General features: G+C 29.0%; 21 protein-coding genes. All 21 read left to right on the top strand.

The genetic code is table 11. The features are described from left to right. The 21 genes from AX016_RS16465 (at position 1) to AX016_RS16360 (ending at position 19,462) form a co-directional block, all read left to right on the top strand. A complete protein-coding gene (locus tag AX016_RS16465; protein ID WP_100896656.1) occupies positions 1-486 on the top strand; it encodes a DUF2271 domain-containing protein in 486 nt (161 codons plus the stop codon). A 7-nt stretch (positions 487-493) separates the two neighbouring features. Continuing rightward, positions 494-2,695, top strand: a complete 2,202-nt coding sequence (locus AX016_RS16460; protein ID WP_100896655.1) for a PepSY domain-containing protein — start codon at positions 494-496, stop codon at positions 2,693-2,695. Positions 2,696-2,889: 194 nt separating this feature from the next. Then, positions 2,890-3,378: a hypothetical protein gene (locus AX016_RS16455; RefSeq protein WP_157811148.1), complete on the top strand. Its 489-nt coding sequence runs from the start codon at positions 2,890-2,892 to the stop codon at positions 3,376-3,378. Positions 3,379-3,437: 59 nt separating this feature from the next. Beyond that, positions 3,438-4,211, top strand: coding sequence for a hypothetical protein (locus tag AX016_RS16450; RefSeq protein WP_100896653.1), 774 nt, complete (start codon positions 3,438-3,440; stop codon positions 4,209-4,211). Positions 4,212-4,445: 234 nt separating this feature from the next. Further along, positions 4,446-5,009: a hypothetical protein gene (locus AX016_RS16445; protein WP_100896652.1), complete on the top strand. Its 564-nt coding sequence runs from the start codon at positions 4,446-4,448 to the stop codon at positions 5,007-5,009. 97 nt (positions 5,010-5,106) lie between these two features. Beyond that, a complete protein-coding gene (locus AX016_RS16440) occupies positions 5,107-5,970 on the top strand; it encodes a hypothetical protein (protein ID WP_100896651.1) in 864 nt (287 codons plus the stop codon). A gap of 21 nt (positions 5,971-5,991) precedes the next feature. Further along, on the top strand, positions 5,992-6,540 hold the full coding sequence (locus AX016_RS16435; RefSeq protein ID WP_100896650.1) for a hypothetical protein: 549 nt from the start codon (positions 5,992-5,994) through the stop codon (positions 6,538-6,540). A gap of 177 nt (positions 6,541-6,717) precedes the next feature. After that, positions 6,718-7,080: a hypothetical protein gene (locus AX016_RS16430; RefSeq protein WP_100896649.1), complete on the top strand. Its 363-nt coding sequence runs from the start codon at positions 6,718-6,720 to the stop codon at positions 7,078-7,080. Positions 7,081-7,320: 240 nt separating this feature from the next. After that, positions 7,321-7,884 carry a hypothetical protein gene (locus AX016_RS16420; RefSeq protein WP_100896647.1) on the top strand — a complete coding sequence of 188 codons (564 nt, stop codon included), beginning with the start codon at positions 7,321-7,323 and terminating at the stop codon, positions 7,882-7,884. A gap of 183 nt (positions 7,885-8,067) precedes the next feature. Then, on the top strand, positions 8,068-8,673 hold the full coding sequence (locus AX016_RS16415; protein ID WP_100896646.1) for a hypothetical protein: 606 nt from the start codon (positions 8,068-8,070) through the stop codon (positions 8,671-8,673). 186 nt (positions 8,674-8,859) lie between these two features. Further along, complete coding sequence (locus tag AX016_RS16410; RefSeq protein ID WP_157811147.1) at positions 8,860-9,225, top strand: hypothetical protein; 366 nt, start codon at positions 8,860-8,862, stop codon at positions 9,223-9,225. 191 nt (positions 9,226-9,416) lie between these two features. Beyond that, the gene (locus tag AX016_RS16405) at positions 9,417-10,013 is read left to right on the top strand and encodes a hypothetical protein (protein ID WP_100896644.1); all 597 of its coding nucleotides are present in this window, start codon (positions 9,417-9,419) and stop codon (positions 10,011-10,013) included. Positions 10,014-10,127: 114 nt separating this feature from the next. Next, a complete protein-coding gene (locus AX016_RS16400) occupies positions 10,128-10,988 on the top strand; it encodes a glycerophosphodiester phosphodiesterase family protein (protein ID WP_100896643.1) in 861 nt (286 codons plus the stop codon). Between the two features lie 70 nt (positions 10,989-11,058). After that, positions 11,059-11,787, top strand: a complete 729-nt coding sequence (locus AX016_RS16395) for a tRNA-uridine aminocarboxypropyltransferase (RefSeq protein ID WP_286142091.1) — start codon at positions 11,059-11,061, stop codon at positions 11,785-11,787. 137 nt (positions 11,788-11,924) lie between these two features. After that, complete coding sequence (locus tag AX016_RS16390) at positions 11,925-13,655, top strand: FAD/NAD(P)-binding protein (protein WP_100896641.1); 1,731 nt, start codon at positions 11,925-11,927, stop codon at positions 13,653-13,655. A gap of 309 nt (positions 13,656-13,964) precedes the next feature. Further along, positions 13,965-14,684 carry a suppressor of fused domain protein gene (locus AX016_RS16385; RefSeq protein WP_100896640.1) on the top strand — a complete coding sequence of 240 codons (720 nt, stop codon included), beginning with the start codon at positions 13,965-13,967 and terminating at the stop codon, positions 14,682-14,684. A gap of 81 nt (positions 14,685-14,765) precedes the next feature. Continuing rightward, entirely contained in the window at positions 14,766-15,932 is a 1,167-nt protein-coding gene (locus tag AX016_RS16380; RefSeq protein WP_100896639.1) for a hypothetical protein, read from the top strand. Between the two features lie 260 nt (positions 15,933-16,192). Continuing rightward, positions 16,193-17,056 carry a hypothetical protein gene (locus AX016_RS16375; RefSeq protein WP_100896638.1) on the top strand — a complete coding sequence of 288 codons (864 nt, stop codon included), beginning with the start codon at positions 16,193-16,195 and terminating at the stop codon, positions 17,054-17,056. A 30-nt stretch (positions 17,057-17,086) separates the two neighbouring features. Beyond that, entirely contained in the window at positions 17,087-17,701 is a 615-nt protein-coding gene (locus tag AX016_RS16370) for a hypothetical protein (RefSeq protein WP_100896637.1), read from the top strand. A 199-nt stretch (positions 17,702-17,900) separates the two neighbouring features. Continuing rightward, entirely contained in the window at positions 17,901-18,749 is an 849-nt protein-coding gene (locus AX016_RS16365; protein WP_100896636.1) for a hypothetical protein, read from the top strand. Positions 18,750-18,769: 20 nt separating this feature from the next. After that, positions 18,770-19,462, top strand: coding sequence for a hypothetical protein (locus tag AX016_RS16360; RefSeq protein ID WP_100896635.1), 693 nt, complete (start codon positions 18,770-18,772; stop codon positions 19,460-19,462). The last annotated feature ends 110 nt before the right edge of the window (positions 19,463-19,572 follow it).

Genomic DNA, 19,572 nt, shown 5'->3' with positions numbered 1-19,572 from the left:
ATGAAATTTAAAGTAGCAATTATAGCAGTACTAGGTTTGTTTGTTATGGCAGCTTTTACAGCGGCACCTAAAACTAGCCAATATAAATGTATGATTCAGTTAAAAAATTACGAGGGTGAGGGTGCTTACGTTGTAGTTTCTTTATTAGATGCAGAAGGTAAATACGTAGAGACTTTAAATGTATTGGGAGATGATCCTGAGTGGTACCATGATTTAACCAAATGGTACAACTTTTTTGAAAAAAAGAAATCAAGTATAGATGCCATTACAGGAGCAACAATTAGCGGCGGAGAACGTGCTATTAAGGTTATTAAAATTGATGACGATAAAATAAACAATGGTTACAAAATACGTTTTGAAACTGCTGTTGAGGATCAAAAATATGTGGAGGACGATGTAACTTTTGAGCTTACTTCTGCCAGTGTAAACAGCAAAGTAGATGGTACAGGTTACATCCGTTACATACGTATGTTACCACAGAAATAATTAATTTATGACATTATCAGTTTGGAGATACAGTCACCTTGTGTTGGCTGTATCTTCTTCTATTTTTATTTTATTGGCAGCTGTAACGGGTTCTGTATTAGCGTTAGAGCCAATTAGCAATCGCATACAGCCATATACTACGGGAGATTTAGACCAAGTTACCGTTGCAGAATTTACAAGCACATTACAGCAAAAGTATGCAGAGGTTATTTCTGTAGAAATTGATAAAAATGATTGGGTTACTGCATCAGTAATAGACAAAGATGGTACCGATAAAATTATTTACGTTAACCCAAAAACAGGAGATAGTTTAGGCATACCTAAAGAGTCTAGCGCAGTTTTTAAGTTCGCAACCACATTACATCGTTCCTTATTTTTAAAAGGGATAGGTAGGTTTTTTGTAGGTTTATCTTCATTTTTACTATGTTTAATAAGCATTAGCGGTATTTTTCTAATTTTAAAAAAGCAAGGTGGTGTTAAAGGCTTTTTTAAACCTATAGTTAAAGAAAACTTTAATCCGTATTACCATACTCTTTTTGGTAAATGGTTGCTAATTCCTATTTTAGTTATAACGCTAACAGGCGTGTATTTATCTCTAGAACAATTTTCTGTACTGCCATCTGCCAAAATAGTACACCAAGAAGATACCTTGTTTGCAGAAGAACCAGTTATTCCTGTAGCAGATTTTAAAGTTTTTAAAGACACTAAATTATCCCAGGTTCGTAAAATAGAATATCCTTTTGCGCCTTTTCCAGAAAGTTACTTTTTACTACAATTAACAGACAAGGAGTATTTAGTAAACCAATTTAATGGTGATATTGTTAGTCAGGTTAACTATCCGTTTTATGTAATATTAACGTATTACAGCACACTTTTTCATACAGGGCAGGGGAGTATAGTATGGAGTATAGTTTTGTTATTGGCTTCTATTGGTATTTTGTTTTTTATGTATTCGGGCTTTAGCATAACGTTGCAACGTAGAAAATCTAGAATTAAAAACAAATACAAAAAGGACGACTGTGATTATGTTATTCTTATAGGATCTGAAAACGGAAACACCTTTTATTTTGCCAACGCATTATACTCGGAGTTACTGCGTTTGGGTAAAAAAGCATATTTAGCAGAACTAAACAGCTACAAGAGCTATAAAAATATGCAGCATTTGGTGGTCATGACATCTACCTACGGTACAGGAGAAGCGCCAACAAATGCCAAAAAGTTTAAAGCACTTTTAAACACACACCAGCAAGGTGCAAAGTTTAACTACTCGGTTGTAGGTTTTGGCTCTTTAGCATACCCAGACTATTGCAAATTTGCTTATGATGTAGATACTATGTTGCAAGCACACCCCAACAATAACCGTTTGGCAGATGTGTTTACCATAAACAACCAAAGTTTAGAGTCTTTTAATCAGTGGTTGTTAGCGTGGAGTAAGCAAGAAAATTTAAATATAAGTTTACCTAAAGCCATTGGTGGTAAAAAGAAACGTAAAACCTATACTTTTACCGTAACCAAACACACCAAGGCAGAAAATAATCCGGACGATACTTTTTGTATATACTTAAAACCAGTAGAAAAAGTGAAGTTTACCTCTGGAGATTTACTCTCTATTTTGGGCGAAAAAGACCAAAGAGAACGATTGTACTCTATTGGTAAATGGGATAAAAACGAGCTTGTTATAAGCGTTAAACGTCACCAAAAAGGCAGTGTATCTAATAGGTTACAAAACCTTGCTGTGGGTAACAAAATAAGCTGTGGAATAGTAAAAAACAAAGCGTTTCATTTGCCTAAAAAAGCAAAAAAAGCCCTGTTAATAGCAACTGGTACAGGTATTGGTCCTTATTTAGGGATGATACGCCAAAACACAGCACACAAAAAATTACACCTGTATTGGGGTGGGCGTACAGCAGCATCTTTTGAGCTGTACAAAAACCAATTAGAAGAACAACAGCAGGCAGGCAAACTAACCTCTTTACATTTGGCATTGTCTAGAGAACAAGCCCAAAAAGTATATGTACAAAACCTGTTAGAGGCAAATGGTAAAGAAGTTGCCCAACTTATTAAAAATAAAGGCTATATTTTAATTTGCGGCTCTATAAGTATGCAAAAAGAAGTTACTACGATTTTAGATACCATTTGTAAAAACCACCTAAAAAAGCCATTAAGTTACTACCAAAACAAAGGCCATATTTTAATGGACTGCTATTAAAAACAAATTAAAACCCGTAACTGTATGTTACGGGTTTTTTTGTGCCATTTATACTCTTTTTTAACCCAATTACGGATTCCCGTAATTGTACTACTAAAATTGGTTTTACATTGTGAGAAAATTAATAAAACTATTTAAAGCAATTTGGAAGTGTAATTTGAAAAGTCTTAGAAAATATGAAAAAAGAGTTGTTTTTGGTCGTAACATTATTAGGAATTACATTTTGTAATGCACAATATAATTTTGGTGCATCTTTAGGATATTCCACGGAGAATGTTATTGGATTTGATTTATTCTTAGTTAAAGAAAAAAATAGATTTCATATAGGTTATGGTTATCAGTTTAGTAATCAAATGAATGAAATAGTTAAGTCAAGAGAGTCCAATTACGGTCAATCAAAAATTGAAGATGGAGATTATTTATGGATGATAGATATTGGGTATAGTAGGTTGATAACTAATAAGTTAACTGTAAATCCAGAGTTGTCTTTGGGGAAGTTAACTGATTTTACTAATTATAGAGATGAAAGATTCAATGATGGAGGTTACTCTTTAATAAATAGTAAAGAAACACTTGTTGGCTTTGGTTTAAATATTGGATACTTTATAAGTGATGGTTTAGAACCATTTTTAGGGTTTAATTCTTTGAAAAAACTAAATTTTGGTATTAGATATTCACTATAATAAATAATAATAATACCCAATTATATCAATTAAACATACAAATTTCAAAATTAATTATTATGAGTAACAAAATTCTATTAGTATTATTTTTAATTTTCAGTATTCAAGTAAATTCCCAAAATAAATTGACAAATGAATCTATATTAGATTTGATAGATTTAGGGTTTGAAAAAGAAATTATTAAAGCAAAAATTAATTCTTCAGAAGTAGATTTTGATACATCGATTGAAAAATTAAAAATGCTTAAAAGCAAAGGTGTTGACTCCGAAATTTTGGCATTAATGATAAATAAGTCAAAGGTGGAGATTGAAAGTGGTGTATTTTACAAAAAGAATGATAAACTGTTAAAGATAGAACCTTCAGTTTTTTCAGGAACAAAGACTAATGCGCTTGGAGCAGCATTTTCTTATGGGATAGCATCCACAAAAATAAAATCTTATATTAATAAAAAATCATCATCTAATGTAATTGATTCTAAAAATTCAACCTTTATTTTTCAGTTTGATGATAAAAAGAAAAATGATTTAGGGAATAATAATTGGTGGTTTAAAACAGCATCATCTCCAAATGAATTTGCATTGACTAAATTGAAGCAAAGAAAAAACAGAAGAGAATTAATAACAGGAAAAGTCGGTGGTATAACTTTCTCAAATCAAATGGGTGTTGATTCTAAGAATTCCATTGAATTGCTTATCACAGATTTAGGAGATGGGCGATATGAGGTAAAACCAAAAAATAATTTAGAGCCGGGTGAATATTGCTTTTTTTACCAAGGAACAATACCAATGGGAGGTTATAATAATCAATCAATTTTTGACTTTTCTGTGGAATAGAAAATATTTATCTTTAAGTGAAACAGATTAACCCTATAAAATAGCTTAATATTTTATTAGTATGGACATACTAACAAGACCCATAACTGTATGTTATGGGTTTTTTTGTGTCATTTATACTCACTTTTAATCCAATTACACATTTACGTAATTGTACTATGAAAAATGGTTTTATATTGTAGGAAAAATGTAATTGGTGCGGTTACTAACTAGTTGTGCTACAAAAAAATCAAGATGAAAGAACATTCTAAGGAATTTAATGATATAGCTGAATTTAAAAAAGCTTCGTTTTCTTTTAGAGAATATCAAAAAAGGCATAATATTATTCGAAAAGATTTTGAATTACTTCTCAAAATTACAGAAGAAAATATTAATGATTCTGAAAAATTTAACACCCTATACAGAGCGTCTTTAAAAGGAATCTTATCACTTATTGAGTCTGGCATTTTCGGATTAAATGAAATTGACAAATACAAAGATTATAAAGATAATGATTGTTTTCAGGATAAATTCAAAAAAACATTCAAACAAATATGTAAGACATGGGGCAAAGATGAAATCTTTAAAAAATATCTTGATTCAAAATATGGAAACTTAAAAAAAATAAAAGGAAAACGAGATAAACTTATTCACCCAAAAAACTCAAAAGACATAATAATTGCAACAAAAGTAGAATTCGATATATTAAAAAATGTATTTTATGATTATACAAGTATGATTCACTCACTAATGGATAATTTTTTTATTGAAATGGAATTCAAAGATACTAATGAAATTATTGATTCATTTAAAAAATAACCTACCACAACACTAGCTAAACTTAATACGGACTTTAGTGCATTTAACCAAGCCCACAAAATCTTATTGATTTGGCTTTATAAAGAAAAACAAAACAATGAGAATTACATACATACTTTTTTTATTCACAATTATAAGTTTTGCCCAAAGCAAAAATGAATTTGAAATATATAATGAATTTGAGCAAAAAGCAATGTTGCAATTTAAAGACAAAGAATATGAAAAAGCTTTGTTAAATTTCCAAAATGCAATTAATTTAAAACCAAGTGAAAACGTAACAATTTACTTTTATGCAGTTGCAGCTGCATTAAATATTGGTAAATTGGAAAAAGCCAAAGAATTAATAATTGCATCAATTCACAAAACAAATGCTTCTAAAAGTTACTTTCTGAATTTTGAAGAATTCAACAATTTTCGTGATCAGAGTATGTTCGCAGAAATTGAAAAAGATTATGAAAAGCATATTTCTATTTTCTATAAAGAATTAGAGCATCCTAAAATTTATCGAGAAATTGACAGCTTGATTAAAATAGACCAAAAAGTTAGAAAAAATGACTCTGATAGATACAAAATTATGCAAATTGATTCGTCTAATGTTAAACGCTTAATTGAAATTACGAAACAATATGGCTGGCAGAGTAAAGGCTGGCTAATACTTTGGCATCAGCGAGGAACTTATGGGCAAGATAACTATGTCTGGAACTTTTTTAAACCGTACATAAATGAACAAATACAAAAAGGTAAAATAAAAAAGAGTTTTTGGACAATGTTTGAAGAAGAACAATCTATAATTAAAAATAAAGAGCAGATTTATGGACTTTATTTTAATTACTTTGACCAATATCCAATTAAAGATATAGAATATGTCGACAAAAGAAGAACTGAAAATGGACTTACACCGTTATGGTATATGGAAAAAGTTTATGGAGTTAAATTACCAACCAATTATATAAAACTATAGGCAACAAAGTAAAATTAATATATGACAACTAAAGAAACTTTTTGGGAGCGTAAAAATAAACTAAATGATGATTTTGTAGTACTTGGTTCTGTAGAGAACCCCTCAACTTTAGCTCAAATTTTAGCTTACGAAAAAAGTAGTGGTTATGTATTTAGTGAAGATGTAAAAGATTTTTTAATAACATTTGGAACCTTACTTTTTGAAGTGAAAGAAGAGGTGTGGAGAAGGCCAAAAATGTATGACGTTATGCCTGCTTGGAAATTTGGGTATGGCTTTTTTGTTTACGGTTTATCTATGGATGAAGATACCCCAGCTTGGATGACTTATGAAGAGAAAAACCAAGAGGCATTAGAGTGTAAAGAGAAAACCCTTGGGCAGATGTTTTTTAAGAAAACAGGAAATGGCTATAGAGCTTACACAAATAATGGGGTTATAACCATAGAACACGACAAATATGACGAAACTGATATTGAAATATTTGAAGGTAACATATACGATTTTTTAATTGCAGAAATAGATAAGCTAGAAGAAGATTATTTAGAATATATAAATGAGAAAGCTAGTACCTAATTTAAACCTTAGCAAGTAAGAGAACTAAACCCATAAGCAAATATGTTCATAGTTTTTTTTATGTGTTTATACCTCCAATATGGCTGAATAAATGCAGTTAATTGCTGTTACTAACTAGTTGTGTTTCATTAGCGCAACCATTTTAAAAAATAACATCTTAAAGAAAACTATATATTTATGAAATCATTGATTTATTTATCATTTTGTTTAATATTATTCATCTCTTGTTCAAATAGTGATGATGATAAAAGCACTGAATTAATTTGCTCTACTGAAAACCCTATTGAAGATTTAGATTGGCTAAAATCTGAAATTGAATCACTTGGAAAATATGAGTCAGTTGTTCAAAATACATATGAAAATAAAACTATCTTTATATTCAATAATTGTAATCCTAGGATTAACTCTGTAATTCCTGTCAAAGATTGTACTGGAAAAAATATAGGGATTATAGGAAAAGATCAAGAAAACATCCCATTTAATATTCTTCAAAACGGAACAATTATCTGGAAGCCTGAAAATTTTGAATGTGACTTATAGAATATTAATTTGTCATAAAAATACGAAAACACACAACAATATATAAAAAAAAACATAGGGCGTTTGTTCTTAACCCAAAGTATAGTGCTTTTAACCAAGTCCGCCAAATCTTTTGATTTGGCTTTAAAAAAGAAAAGATAAAACAAAATAAAAAGTTTTGGCTAAGTGCTAAATCGGAAATTAATCGTTTTTTAATTCCCGTACTAACCATAGCCGAGACATTGTGCATAATTTGAGAAAATGGGATTAGACATTAGTTTAAGGGTAAATAATGATAGTGAAGTAATCACGTCAGAATACTTTGAAAATAGCAATCTCTATTCTCTGAGTAGGGAATTTTGTAATCTAATGTGCAGACCAGGAGTAGTTGAACACACACCTGAATTTGACCAAATTGGAGAAATAACGAATATCAATATATCTCATTTGTACAAAATGACAGAATACCCAAGCGAAGAGGAAGAAGTGGATATGATTGAGTTTGCGGAAAATGAAGAAGAAAAGGAACGTTTAAAGTCTGATTTAGAAAAGAGAAAAGAAGATTTAAATGGAAATATAAACCAAGTAAAAGTTCTTGTAGAAAATTTAATCAATAAACTGAAAAACATTGATAATCTATACGAAAGATTAATAAAAACGGATTTTGACTCAATGAACTCTAAATACTATTTTTCGGACTTCAATAAAGACAAAGGAGAAGGTTATATTGGAAATAATTTTGGACAAGACTTGCGGAATTTCAAAAGATTTATTGACTATGCAATTGACCGAAATTCAGAAACAATTTGGTTTGAATATGGATAAAAAACTATACACAACAATGTATAACCTCAATTACGGCATCCCGACAGTTCGGGAGACTATTTCCAAATTCACTCGGAATTGCTAAAGCCAGTGCCAAACCGAATATTAACGCATATAAACCTTTAACTGACGGTTATACGAGACCGTTGGCATTCATTGAATTCAAGAACACCATAAAAAAACATGAAACTAGGTAAAATAGTAATTATAGTTCTAAGCTTTATTTTAATTAATTGTAATAGGAAAGAAGAGAATTACAAGGATGAAGACAAATTGTGTCAATTAGTCTTAAAAAGTTATGAGGATGACCAAAAGTACAGGCAAATGATGGCTGATCCATTTTTTGACATTTTAGATTCTATTAAAAAAGCAGATGGTATTTCTGATAAAGAATACGCAACTTTTACCGAGGAAAAACAATTGAAATATGGAAAAATTGCGAGAGCCATTGCTAATAAGCAAAAAAAGAATTTTACTGAAAAGCAAGAAGATTCTATTATGGAATTGCAAAAAGGACTAGATATTAAAAACACGAAATTATTAATTGATATTATTAAAAAAAGAGGCTTTCCAAATGACATTACTAATTGTGTTGGACCTCAATTTCCAGCTATGATTTTAAGGCATGCGCCAGATCAATATTGGAATGAAATAAAACCATTAATTACTAAAGAATATAAAGCAGGAAGAATGAATGAAAGTCAATTTATAATGGTCTTGAATCACATCAATGGTCGTGAAGATTTTAAGTTTACAAAAGAGAAACTAAACAAGATAAAAAGTCAATAATCATCTGAAATATCCAATTAACAAAATACCAGCACTGTATAACCTCAATTACGGCATCCCTACAATTTGGGAGACTATGTCTAAATCCACTCGGAATTGCTAAAGTCAGTGTCTAACCGAATATTAACGCATATAAACCTGTAACTGACGGTAATACGAGACTGTTAGTACCAATTATACAATAGATTGAAAATATTTAGTAAAAATAAATACTACATCAGATTATATACAAATCGAATCGAAATCAGGGATTTAGTAAATAAAAAATCTATTTCTGATAAATCGCAAATGGATTTTAATAATCTGCGGCTCTTGATTGCGGACTTTGATACTGCTGAAAAATTTATAAGTAGCGTATTTAAAAAGAATGCACTTTCTACCAAAAACTCGGTTGGAATTATCCAACAAATGGAAATGTCAGAAGGTGGGCTTTCCCAAGTGGAAAAAAGAATTTTACAGGAATTATTCTCTGGAATTGGAATTAGAGAAATCTATGTGGATGAAAGTTTAACATATTTGACAGAAAAACAATTGATTGCGTATAAAAAATAACTAATGCTAACAAGGCCTAAACGTAATGAGGACATTAGGACTTAACCCAAAGGTGTGTATATATTTATACCGATGCTCTGGGGTAGCTTTGGAGAAAAAGAATAAACCAATAGAAAAATTTACGCTGAGTTATTCTAAAAAAGCATTTTTAGATTTTTTTTTTTTAACATAATATATATAATGTTAACTTTATGAATAATGTCAAAAACATATTATCTTCAATACTAATAATAGTTCTTATAGTTTCGCTAACAGATTATTTTGGTTTTATTATTGGTTTTATAGCTACTTTTTTTATTATTCTAATTTACTTAGTTATGTTTCTCTTAATTAAAAATATAAAATTAGATAAAATACGTAATCAATTAGATTATTCTAAAATAAACGAACTTAAAGAAGGTTTGGTTAAAGTTAAAGGAGAAGCATTATATATAGAACCTATATATTCTACCTTAAAAGAAAAAAAATGTATTGGTTATTACCATAAAGTAGAAAAATTAAAACGTAATATGAGTGGTTTTAGACCAAGATATGTAACTTTATCTAATCAATTTATTTGTAATCCCTTTATTTTAAAAGATGAAACTGGTGAGGTGAATATTTCTAATGAAAATATTACAGTTTTGGCTTTATCAAAATCAAAAGTGAAATTTAGAGAAGGAAAAAAACATACAGAAGAATTATTTAAAAATAATACTATGGTTGAAATTATTGGTCGTTTTTCAAAAAACAAAATTATAAAAGATGAAAAAAAAAATATTTTTATAGTTATTAAAGTTAAAGATTAGTTTTTTAGGGTAGCACTAAAAGTGTATTGTTTACAACTAGTCATGCTTTTCTAATACAAGCATAAAAATAAAAACCTGTTACAGGCAGATAATCTAATACTATTTAAAAAAAAGATGAAAAAACTATTAATTCCTATTCTATTAATTTCATTTCTATTAATTGGGTGTAAAGTAAAAAATATACAGGAGAAAACGTTACAAACTTACTTTAGTTATGCAGAGAATCGTGAGCTATTAGTTAGTGCTCACCGTGGAGGAAAAGGTTATGTGGGTTATCCAGAAAATTGTTTAGAAACAATGCAGTACATTAAAAAGTACATACCTAATGCATTATTTGAAATTGATGTGGCTAAAAGTAAAGATGGAGTTTTGTTATTAATGCATGATAATGCGTTAGATAGAACATCTACAGGATCTGGTAGGGTAGACCAAAACAATTGGGAAGCGCTATCTAAACTTAAACTAAAAGATAATTTTGACTCTATTGTAGATTTTAAAATTCCGTTATTTAAAGATGTACTAGACTGGGCAAAAAAAGATAATGCCATACTTACTGTAGATATTAAACGAAGTGTAGACCCTGAAGAGGTATTGCATTTTATAGAAGAAAACAATGCTTTAAATCAGTCGGTCATAATTACCTACTCAATGGAAACAGCTCAAAAACTATATAAACTAAATCCTAAGGTAGTACTATCTGTTAGTATTAGAAATATGGAAGAGTTTAACAGAGCAGCTAATTCTGGTATACCATGGAAAAATATGGTTGCTTTTACAGGAACAAGGTTATCTGACCCTTTGTTATATAAAAAACTACATGAAAAAGGTGTTATGTGTATGTTAGGTACTTTAGGTAACTTAGATAAACAAGCCGCATCAAAAGGAGATCATCTTTATAAAGAATGGGCTAAACTTGGAATTGATATTTTTGCTGCTGATAGAGCATTGGAAGTACAAAAGGCTATTACAAAGTAGCATTAGTAGTTAGTTAAAATTTGGTTTAACTAATAATGTTTGTCAAAAATTAAAAAAATAAGCAACCAATTTGCATATAGAAACAAAAAAAACAAGAGTACAATGTTACAAGTGCATGAACCCCAAAAGCACTTGTATTTGTACACACATTAGCCCATTGCAAACCAATACTCGTTTTGTTATTCTTATGCACCCTAAGGAGTATAAAAAAGAAAAAAACGGAACAGGACTAATGACTAGTCTTCAGCTTAAAAATTCTGAGATTATAGTAGGTGTAGATTTTACTACAAATGCACGTGTAAATGAAATACTAAACATAGAAAATAGTGCTTCTTATTTACTGTATCCGGGTAAAGATAGTTTTAACCTATCTACAAGAAAAAGTGCTGAAGTGAGTACATTTATGGGTAATACCCCATACATTTTTATTTTAGATGGTACTTGGCCTTGTGCCCGTAAAATGCTTAAACTAAGTAAAAATTTGCAAGAGCTAAAAAGGGTAAGTTTTGATAACAAAATTAAATCAAAATTTATTATTAAACAGCAGCCAGAATCTCTTTGTCTTAGTACTATTGAGTCTGTCTACACCGTTTTAAATTTGCTTAAACAAGGTGGTTTAGAAGAATGTAATACTGATGGTTTTCTTATTCCTTTTGAAAAAATGATAGCGCATCAATTAGATTATATGCTAAACCCTAGTAGTAAAAACTACAATTTAACTACAGGCAATAAGCTTATTATTAAAGATATGTACAAGAAAAGCACTGAGCGAAATATTATTTTTGAAAGTGAAAATTAGTTTCTTCTATTGTTACCTTTAGTTGGTTTTTTATGAGTTAAATTTAATAGTTATAAATTATTAGAAGTAAGGATGTAAGTGTTTTTATAGATATCTTACTAAAAAATAATAACGCAACTACAAGTAAACAGTTAAAGGTGAATAAGAAAAAATTAGCAATAATTGGTGTAGGTCCTAGAGGGTTGTATGCTGCAGAAAATTTTATAACGCAATTAAGTATTACAGAAAGCTCAACTTTAGTAGAACTTTTACTGTTTGAAGAAACAGGAGATTTTGGAAACGGACAAGTATACAATACAGAGCAAGTAAAATCTAACTGGATAAATATAACAGAGCGTATACTTACGTTACCTAAAAGAGAAGAGGTAGTATACAATGGTATTACTATTCCAGGTTTTTCTTGTTACCACCAATGGGCAAATTTAAACTATGATGAAATAGATGGTGCCGAAGCAGATACATATCCGCCAAGAGCAAAAATAGGAGCGTACTTAAAGCAACGTTTTACATCATTTATTACACCACTGTTACTTCATAAAATGGCTTTTTTATATCAGCAAAAAGTAACCAATATACAAATAGAAAATAATGCTAAAGTTAGTATAACTACTCCTAATAAAACCTATACTAATTTAGATGAGGTATTACTTACCATAGGTCACCAACCAACTTATGTTACACAACAATTGGTTAAATGGCATAGTAACTTTAAAAGCAATACCAATGTAAAGCTTTTTTTAGATCCTTACCCTGTTAAAAATTATATAGACGTTACCAATACAAAAAATAAAACAACAGTAGGAGTTAGAGGTTTTGGTTTAGCTATGTTAGATGTGATGAGGGCAGCAGTTGCCAAGCAAGGTACTTTTAAAATTACAGAAGAACGTACCCAAAAGTGTCAGTTTAATACAGGTAAAAATGTAAATACTGTAATAGTACCTTTTTCTTTAGATGGTTTGCCTCCAGTTCCTAAGCCATTAAATAAAAACATTGATGATTTATATAAACCATCTGATGAGCAGATTTATAATTTTGAAAAAGAGATAGGAGATAAAACAGCGCAAAGTAATGCTACAGGAGTAGATTTTTTAGTATCTGCTATAGCGCCTATTGTTGCAAGTATTTATGTCTCATTACCACATACATTAGAAGCTCAAAACTACACGCTTAAACAGGTTGAAGAAGCCGCATTTAAATGGATAACGAATCAGAATTACAAGCATAGCTTACTATTACCTACAGCAACACCAATTGTGGCCTTGCTTAATAGTTATATAGGTATGGCTACAGCTACAAATGCAATAAGTTTAGACTTTTGTGTTGGACAGGTTTGGAGGCATTGTCAGCCATCAATATATAAGCAGTTATCTTATAATAATTGCAGCAATAGTGTTTTTGCAAAAATTATAAAGTTAGATGAAGAAATTAAAAGATACTCCTATGGTCCGCCGGTAGAAAGTATACAGCAAATGTTGGCGTTGGTTAAAGCTGGTATTTTAAATTTAGATTTTGTGAATAATCCCGAAATTGAGTTGTCTAATAATGGGTGGGTTTTAAAATCCAAAGATAAAAGTATAGTTGCCAATATAATGGTAAATTCGGTATTAGATGCTCCAGATATTACAGCAGTTAAATCTGACTTAGTTAAAAGTTTGCTTCATAACGAGTCTATAAAAATAGTAAACGATAATCTTGGAGTACACACAACTAAAGAAGGCTATCTTGTAGAAAAAACCACAGATAATATATTACCAATAGCCTTACTTGGTAGGTTAGCCAAGGGAACTGTTATAGGCGTAGATGCTATATTAGAATGCTTTGGAGATAGACCTATAGAATGGGCAAAAGCAGCTGTTAAAAAAAAATAAAGCAAAAAATGTATTAGAGTGTGTATATCTTAAAAGTTAACATTTTGGATAGTTACGGTTTTTGTCTTTTAGGTTTATATAAAACGAATATAAATGCGTAAAAAATAACTAAAATAAGAATCTAAAAACCAAAAGATTAAAGTAATAATTAATTAAAAATCATAAGCCCCAAAAACATATTTGTTTATGGGGTTTTATAATTCTTACAATTTTACCTAGAACGCAGTAGCGAATATCCGTACTATAAAAAAAGTTATATATTGTAGGAAAATTAGTTTGTAATTTGCCTTGTATATATAATTAATAGAAATGGAAAAATCAGAATCTGGACAACCAATTTATAGGTATAATGAATCTCAAAAAAAAGAATTTGAAATAGCTTCCGGAGAATCTTCAATAAATGAAATATCTGACCACATAGAAAAACACATAGGAAAAATAGATATGGTTTTTCATGAATTAGTTTCAGACCAAGTTCACATAGATGTTCATTGGGTTAAGCCAACAAAAGAGTTTCCTTACCATACATTAGTAACATCAGGAATGAGTGATAAACCTATGGAAACTCCGGAGGGTGTTACTAACTGTGAATATGCAGAGTTGAGTATATGTTTACCTCAAGAGTGGAAAATTTCAGAGGAAGACTTTAAAGATGAAAAAAATTATTGGCCAATAAGACTACTAAAATATTTAGCAAGATTTCCGCATGAATATAGTACTTGGTTAGGTTACGGACATACAATTCCTAATGGAAACCCAGCTAAACCTTTCGCAGAAAATACTAAATTGAATACAACTATTTTATTGCCTTCTGTAATTTTTGGAGATGACTTTTTTACATTAAAATTAAAAAATAAATCAATTAACTTTTATGCACTAATTCCTTTATACCAAGAAGAGGTAAGCCTCAAGCTTAAAAAAGGAACTGAAGCATTATTTGATGGGTTTGATAAATTTAAAGTAAATGATATTGTTAGTGTGGATAGGCCTAACACCGCTAAAAGAAAAAAGATATTAGGAATATTTTAAATTCTAAAAATAAGAGTAAGTAAAGTGCTTTTTAATACAAAAAGCGATAAAAAAATATAACAGATATAATAGATAATTAATATGAAAAAAATTATACTAGTTTTAATTATGCTTCCTTTGTTGCTACAGGCTCAAACAGAAAGTTTAGATGCGCAAGAAACATTAAGTCAAAATACAGCTTTGGTAGAGCAGTTTGCACAATTAGCACCAATGGGTGTTAACCCTTATTTAACCGTTTTTTTAACATCGGTTTGCTCTAAAGTAGGTTTTCATAACGATTATGTAGGAACAAATCCTTTTTTTAGCAGTTGGATAGTTTTATGCTTATTTGGTATACTATTTTTCTTTACATCATTAGTAGGTACAGTTTTTAAAACCAATAAAGCTACTGCTACTATTGGTTTAGCAGACACATACCTTTCAAACAAAGCAGCTTTAATAATTAATGCAATAGTTATTTTAGCTCCAACATTTATTTCTAATGACCCAGTACATAATGAAGTTGTTTACCAGGCAGGGTTTTTATCAATTAGTTTTAAAACGTTATTAATTTTAGGTGTCTCTTTATATTTTTTAGTAGTTGTAATGGCGTTTAAGTTTTTTATAGATATTCTAATTTTTTTATCACCAATACCATTTATAGATGCTGTTTTAGAGATTGCAAAAATTGCTATTGCAGCAATTTTTATAATTATTAGTATTGTTAGTCCTATAACTTCGGTTATTATAGCAGTTGTAATGTTTTTAATTTCTTTATTTTTTTATAAACGATCAATAAGGCTAATTAATAAAACAAAATATTTAATTGTTTATCCTATACTAAATATATTTAAAAGCAAAGAAACAAAGTTAACAGACGGGAAAAACTTATCAATTTTGGTTTTAACTAATACTAAAATTGGTAAACTAAAAAAAGGAATAATTGTAAGGTTACAAGAAACTGATGAAGGAATTAAACTGGTAAAAAACCGTTTTTTATTAGCTAACATTATCCAAGATATAGATTTAAGTAATTTTCACTTTAAACAAAATCATTTAGATATAATTATGTCTAATGAAGATGGTGCTAATTCTCTAGTTTTAAACAGAACTTATCATAAATACTTAAGTGAATTATCAGAGAAATACAACATAGAAATACGTAGTAAAAAAGAGCTTAATTTAAACCTGAAAATGGGTTTTATTAAAAAAATTAAAACCTTTTTTAATAAGAGTGATATAGCAGAGTTAAAATCTGTAGCCAAATAAATTATATTTATTCACAAACCCTATTTTATTTTTTAATATAAAATCAAAAAATAAAACTAGATAAAATTAACATTGACTATTTAGTAAAACAAACTTTTGGTTTTTGCTTTCAACCAATACAACGGATTAAAAATAAAATTAGAACTATTTTTTTATAAAAAGATTTGGTGCATTTTATCTAAAAACTTCACCTTACTAAAAACACTATAGAAATTGTTTTATATTGTAGGAAAATTAATTAGTTTTTAAGGATAGAATATATGCAGGTAATAGAATACAATAAAAAAAAATTGGTTGAAAATGTAAAAATAAATTTTAAAGAAGTAATTAAAAAGTACAAGTTTTCAGTTAATCAAAACCTAGCAAAAAAAATAGACAATTCTAATGATACTTGTGTATATCTAGAAAATAGTTCATTAATTATCTGCTTAAATTTTAATGACTCTTATTCGTTTATAAACATTAGTCTTATATTTTATTTTAAAGAAAAGTCAGATTTTCTAGAACTTAAAGAGAAGCAAGCTCAATCCTTTTTAAAAATTGATGATAGTAGCTTAACAAAGTGGGTTTCTGATTATAATGATGCTAATAGTAGCGCCTACAAGGAAGGTATTTATGAAATGAAATTAACAAACGATATGTTAATGCATCATTACAGTGAATTACTAAATGGGACTATGAATAAAAATGAATATTTAAAATTTAGCCATAAACCAAAAAAATGGTTTATTCTTTATTTTACAACCAGGTTACTAACAGCAGCTTCATTTGTTATTGCAGTTTCGGCGGGTAAAGAAAAGCTTTTTAGTATATATGAAGATGTATCAATTAAGGCAATTGTTATTTTATTATTCTTAAGTGGAATATCATATTACGTTTATTTAGTAATGTTAAAAAAAGTGGTTAAGACTAAATTTTACGATAAAAAAATAATAGAGTATCTAGAGCCTGTTGGCTATATAAATGCCATTGTATTTGCTTCTTTTTTTACATACATACTTAATGATTCTAACAGTTTAAATAGTATTGCAATTTTAATTGTTTTAGGGGTCTTTTCTCTTTATGTTTTTTGCATCTTTAGATTATCGCAAATTAGAAAGTATTATTCTACATCTGTAAAGTAGACTTATACTTTTCTAAACCAATTCTTACATATGAACTATAATGATTTTAAAAGTATTTCTAAAAAAACTTCTAATGAAGTACTTTTTGGTAGCTTATTGCATAGAGACTTGTGTAATGCTGAGCGCAGAGCCTATACAGAAGAAATACATAAAAGAGGTCTAGAGGAGCAATTAGCTGATGCAATAGAAGCTAATAATGCAAGAAAGGGAAGTGTAATAGACTCAGTTAAACAATTATCTAAGGAAGATTTGTTTAGCATAATACTTTACAATATGGATAGATTTGCAGAAGAAGAGTTAACTGTTTTTAAGGATGAAGCCGTAATAAGAGGTTTGCAAAACGAATTAACAGATGCTTTAAATGAAAAAGAAAAAAACGATAAAGAGTTTCAGGATAAACTTGCAAATAGTTCTGATAACATTGTAGATCTGATAAATAACTTTCAGGAACATATGTTTGAAGTTGCACCAGGATTAAAAGAGAAAGTAGAAAAAGCAGAAAAGAAGTCTAAAGCCAACAGAATTGTTGGTATAGTATTATTACTTATAGGCCTATTATTGCTATATAAAGCAGGAAATAGTATAGTTTCTTTTAGTGTAACTGCTATAGGTGTTTTTTTATTTGTTAGAGGAGTTTTAAAGTAATTAACAGTCTTTTTTTAATGAAAGGCAATTTACAATAAAGGAATAATGCTATTATTGATACTAGTTTAATTTATTATTAAATCTTTTATTTACGATACAGATCTTTATAGAAAGGCAAGTTTGCTCAAAAAATACTATTAATAGTAATATATAAATACAATTATAATTTATATTGCGGTAATCTAAATATTTATTTAAAATGAAAAAAATCCTACTTACAGCACTTACAATATTTTTAGTTTCTTGTGCAGACAAAAAAGCAAAAACTGAAGACACTAAAACTACAGAAGTTACTTCTAATAAAACGGAAGAGACCAATGCAAAACAAGAACCATCTAAACCTCTAAATAAAGAAATAAGTTTAGGAAGCTACACCGGAAAAATAAACAACAATTTAGAGGTAGCCTTTGACTTAGATAATAAGGAAGGCCATATAAATGGGTTTTATTATTACAAAAAAATAGGTGTAGATATAAAAGTAGTAGGTACAGTTGTAGCAGATAGCTTACTTGCATACGAGCTAAATTATAAAAATGATACACTGGCTATTTTAAAAGGAAAAATTGAAGATTCTGGCATAAAAGGGGTTTGGGTAAATGCAGAAAACAAAAAAGAATACCCTTTAGTTTTAACACAAGCAGCTAAAAAAGTAACTCCTTTACCAGTAGATATACTGGGTGAATATTACAATGAAGTTTGCAACCTAACTCTTACGTTTACAAAGTCTAAAGGCGAGTACTACTACAGCTATAAATCTAAAGAACGAAATTTAAAAGGGAAGCTTAATTTTTATAGGGATGAAGGTTTATATATCAACCTAACAGAGATTGAATACGCTGAAGATTATTTTGATGTTGCTTTGCCTGAAGAGGATACCGAAAAAGAAAAAGAGTATGCAGCGCTAAAAAAAATAGGCAAGCGTACACTTGGTGTAGAGGGCCAATATAGTCCAGGAGAATTAACAATTCAGAATTACGGTAATGCAATGAATTATTATGTGAAGTTAAATGATTGCGGAGAAAAATACATTCATTTTAAAAAGAAGTAATATAACATTAAAAACAAATAATGAAGCAGTTGCTAATTACGTTACTTTTAATTTTGCCATTAAGTTGTGCTTTTGTAAATCAGCAAAACCAAGTCGAAAATACAAGTGAATGGAATAGATTTGAACTTACAGGTATAGCTAAATCTCTAAAAGAAAAAACATATAAGGCTAATTTTAGTAGTAGCGTAATTAAAGAAGATGAACTTAGTCTGTTAAATACCTTAATTGTTAGTTTTGATAGTTTAGGAAGGTTTACAAAATCTATTACTTTAAACGCAGAAAATAACAGAACTAGTAGCACAACAACTAAGTATACTAAAGATAAAAACTATGAATCTTTTCATTATAGCAAAGACAATGTTTTGCGTAACAAAAGCAAAATAAAGTACGTGTCTGATTCTTTAATTTTAGAGGAATCTTTTGCTACTAATGGCGAGTTATTATTTTCTATTAGAGTTGAAAAGCAAAATGATAGGTTTTCTAAAGTAACTCTTGTAAACGGAGATAAAATAGATTCACATTTTTATTATTATACAGATGATAAATTTATTAAAAACAAAGTAGCCATAAATAAAAATAAGGATACTATATCTAATATAAAATACAAGTATTTAGCATTTGATAAAAATGGTAATTGGACTAAAAGATTGTCTAAAAATTCTTTTAATAAAAACGATATAGGTAAACTAGAAGTTAGGGAGATAAACTATTAAAAATAACTAATAGGAGCATTTTAAATATATAACAGACGCTTACGAATATTAATTGCTATTTTGGTAATTGCTTTGCTATTGTTAGTATTGGTATTCGTTAAAAAATATAT

Origin of the sequence: Cellulophaga sp. RHA19 (genome assembly GCF_002813425.1) — a bacterium.
Taxonomy (GTDB): Bacteria; Bacteroidota; Bacteroidia; order Flavobacteriales; family Flavobacteriaceae; genus Cellulophaga.
This window is presented reverse-complemented; position numbering and strand designations above follow the sequence as displayed.

Coding starts and splice junctions, on each gene's coding strand:
- AX016_RS16465 (WP_100896656.1), top strand. CDS start 1: ATGAAATTTAAAGTAGCAATTATAGCAGTACTAGGTTTGTTTGTTATG.
- AX016_RS16460 (WP_100896655.1), top strand. CDS start 494: ATGACATTATCAGTTTGGAGATACAGTCACCTTGTGTTGGCTGTATCT.
- AX016_RS16450 (WP_100896653.1), top strand. CDS start 3,438: ATGAGTAACAAAATTCTATTAGTATTATTTTTAATTTTCAGTATTCAA.
- AX016_RS16445 (WP_100896652.1), top strand. CDS start 4,446: ATGAAAGAACATTCTAAGGAATTTAATGATATAGCTGAATTTAAAAAA.
- AX016_RS16440 (WP_100896651.1), top strand. CDS start 5,107: ATGAGAATTACATACATACTTTTTTTATTCACAATTATAAGTTTTGCC.
- AX016_RS16435 (WP_100896650.1), top strand. CDS start 5,992: ATGACAACTAAAGAAACTTTTTGGGAGCGTAAAAATAAACTAAATGAT.
- AX016_RS16430 (WP_100896649.1), top strand. CDS start 6,718: ATGAAATCATTGATTTATTTATCATTTTGTTTAATATTATTCATCTCT.
- AX016_RS16420 (WP_100896647.1), top strand. CDS start 7,321: ATGGGATTAGACATTAGTTTAAGGGTAAATAATGATAGTGAAGTAATC.
- AX016_RS16415 (WP_100896646.1), top strand. CDS start 8,068: ATGAAACTAGGTAAAATAGTAATTATAGTTCTAAGCTTTATTTTAATT.
- AX016_RS16405 (WP_100896644.1), top strand. CDS start 9,417: ATGAATAATGTCAAAAACATATTATCTTCAATACTAATAATAGTTCTT.
- AX016_RS16400 (WP_100896643.1), top strand. CDS start 10,128: ATGAAAAAACTATTAATTCCTATTCTATTAATTTCATTTCTATTAATT.
- AX016_RS16385 (WP_100896640.1), top strand. CDS start 13,965: ATGGAAAAATCAGAATCTGGACAACCAATTTATAGGTATAATGAATCT.
- AX016_RS16380 (WP_100896639.1), top strand. CDS start 14,766: ATGAAAAAAATTATACTAGTTTTAATTATGCTTCCTTTGTTGCTACAG.
- AX016_RS16375 (WP_100896638.1), top strand. CDS start 16,193: ATGCAGGTAATAGAATACAATAAAAAAAAATTGGTTGAAAATGTAAAA.
- AX016_RS16370 (WP_100896637.1), top strand. CDS start 17,087: ATGAACTATAATGATTTTAAAAGTATTTCTAAAAAAACTTCTAATGAA.
- AX016_RS16365 (WP_100896636.1), top strand. CDS start 17,901: ATGAAAAAAATCCTACTTACAGCACTTACAATATTTTTAGTTTCTTGT.
- AX016_RS16360 (WP_100896635.1), top strand. CDS start 18,770: ATGAAGCAGTTGCTAATTACGTTACTTTTAATTTTGCCATTAAGTTGT.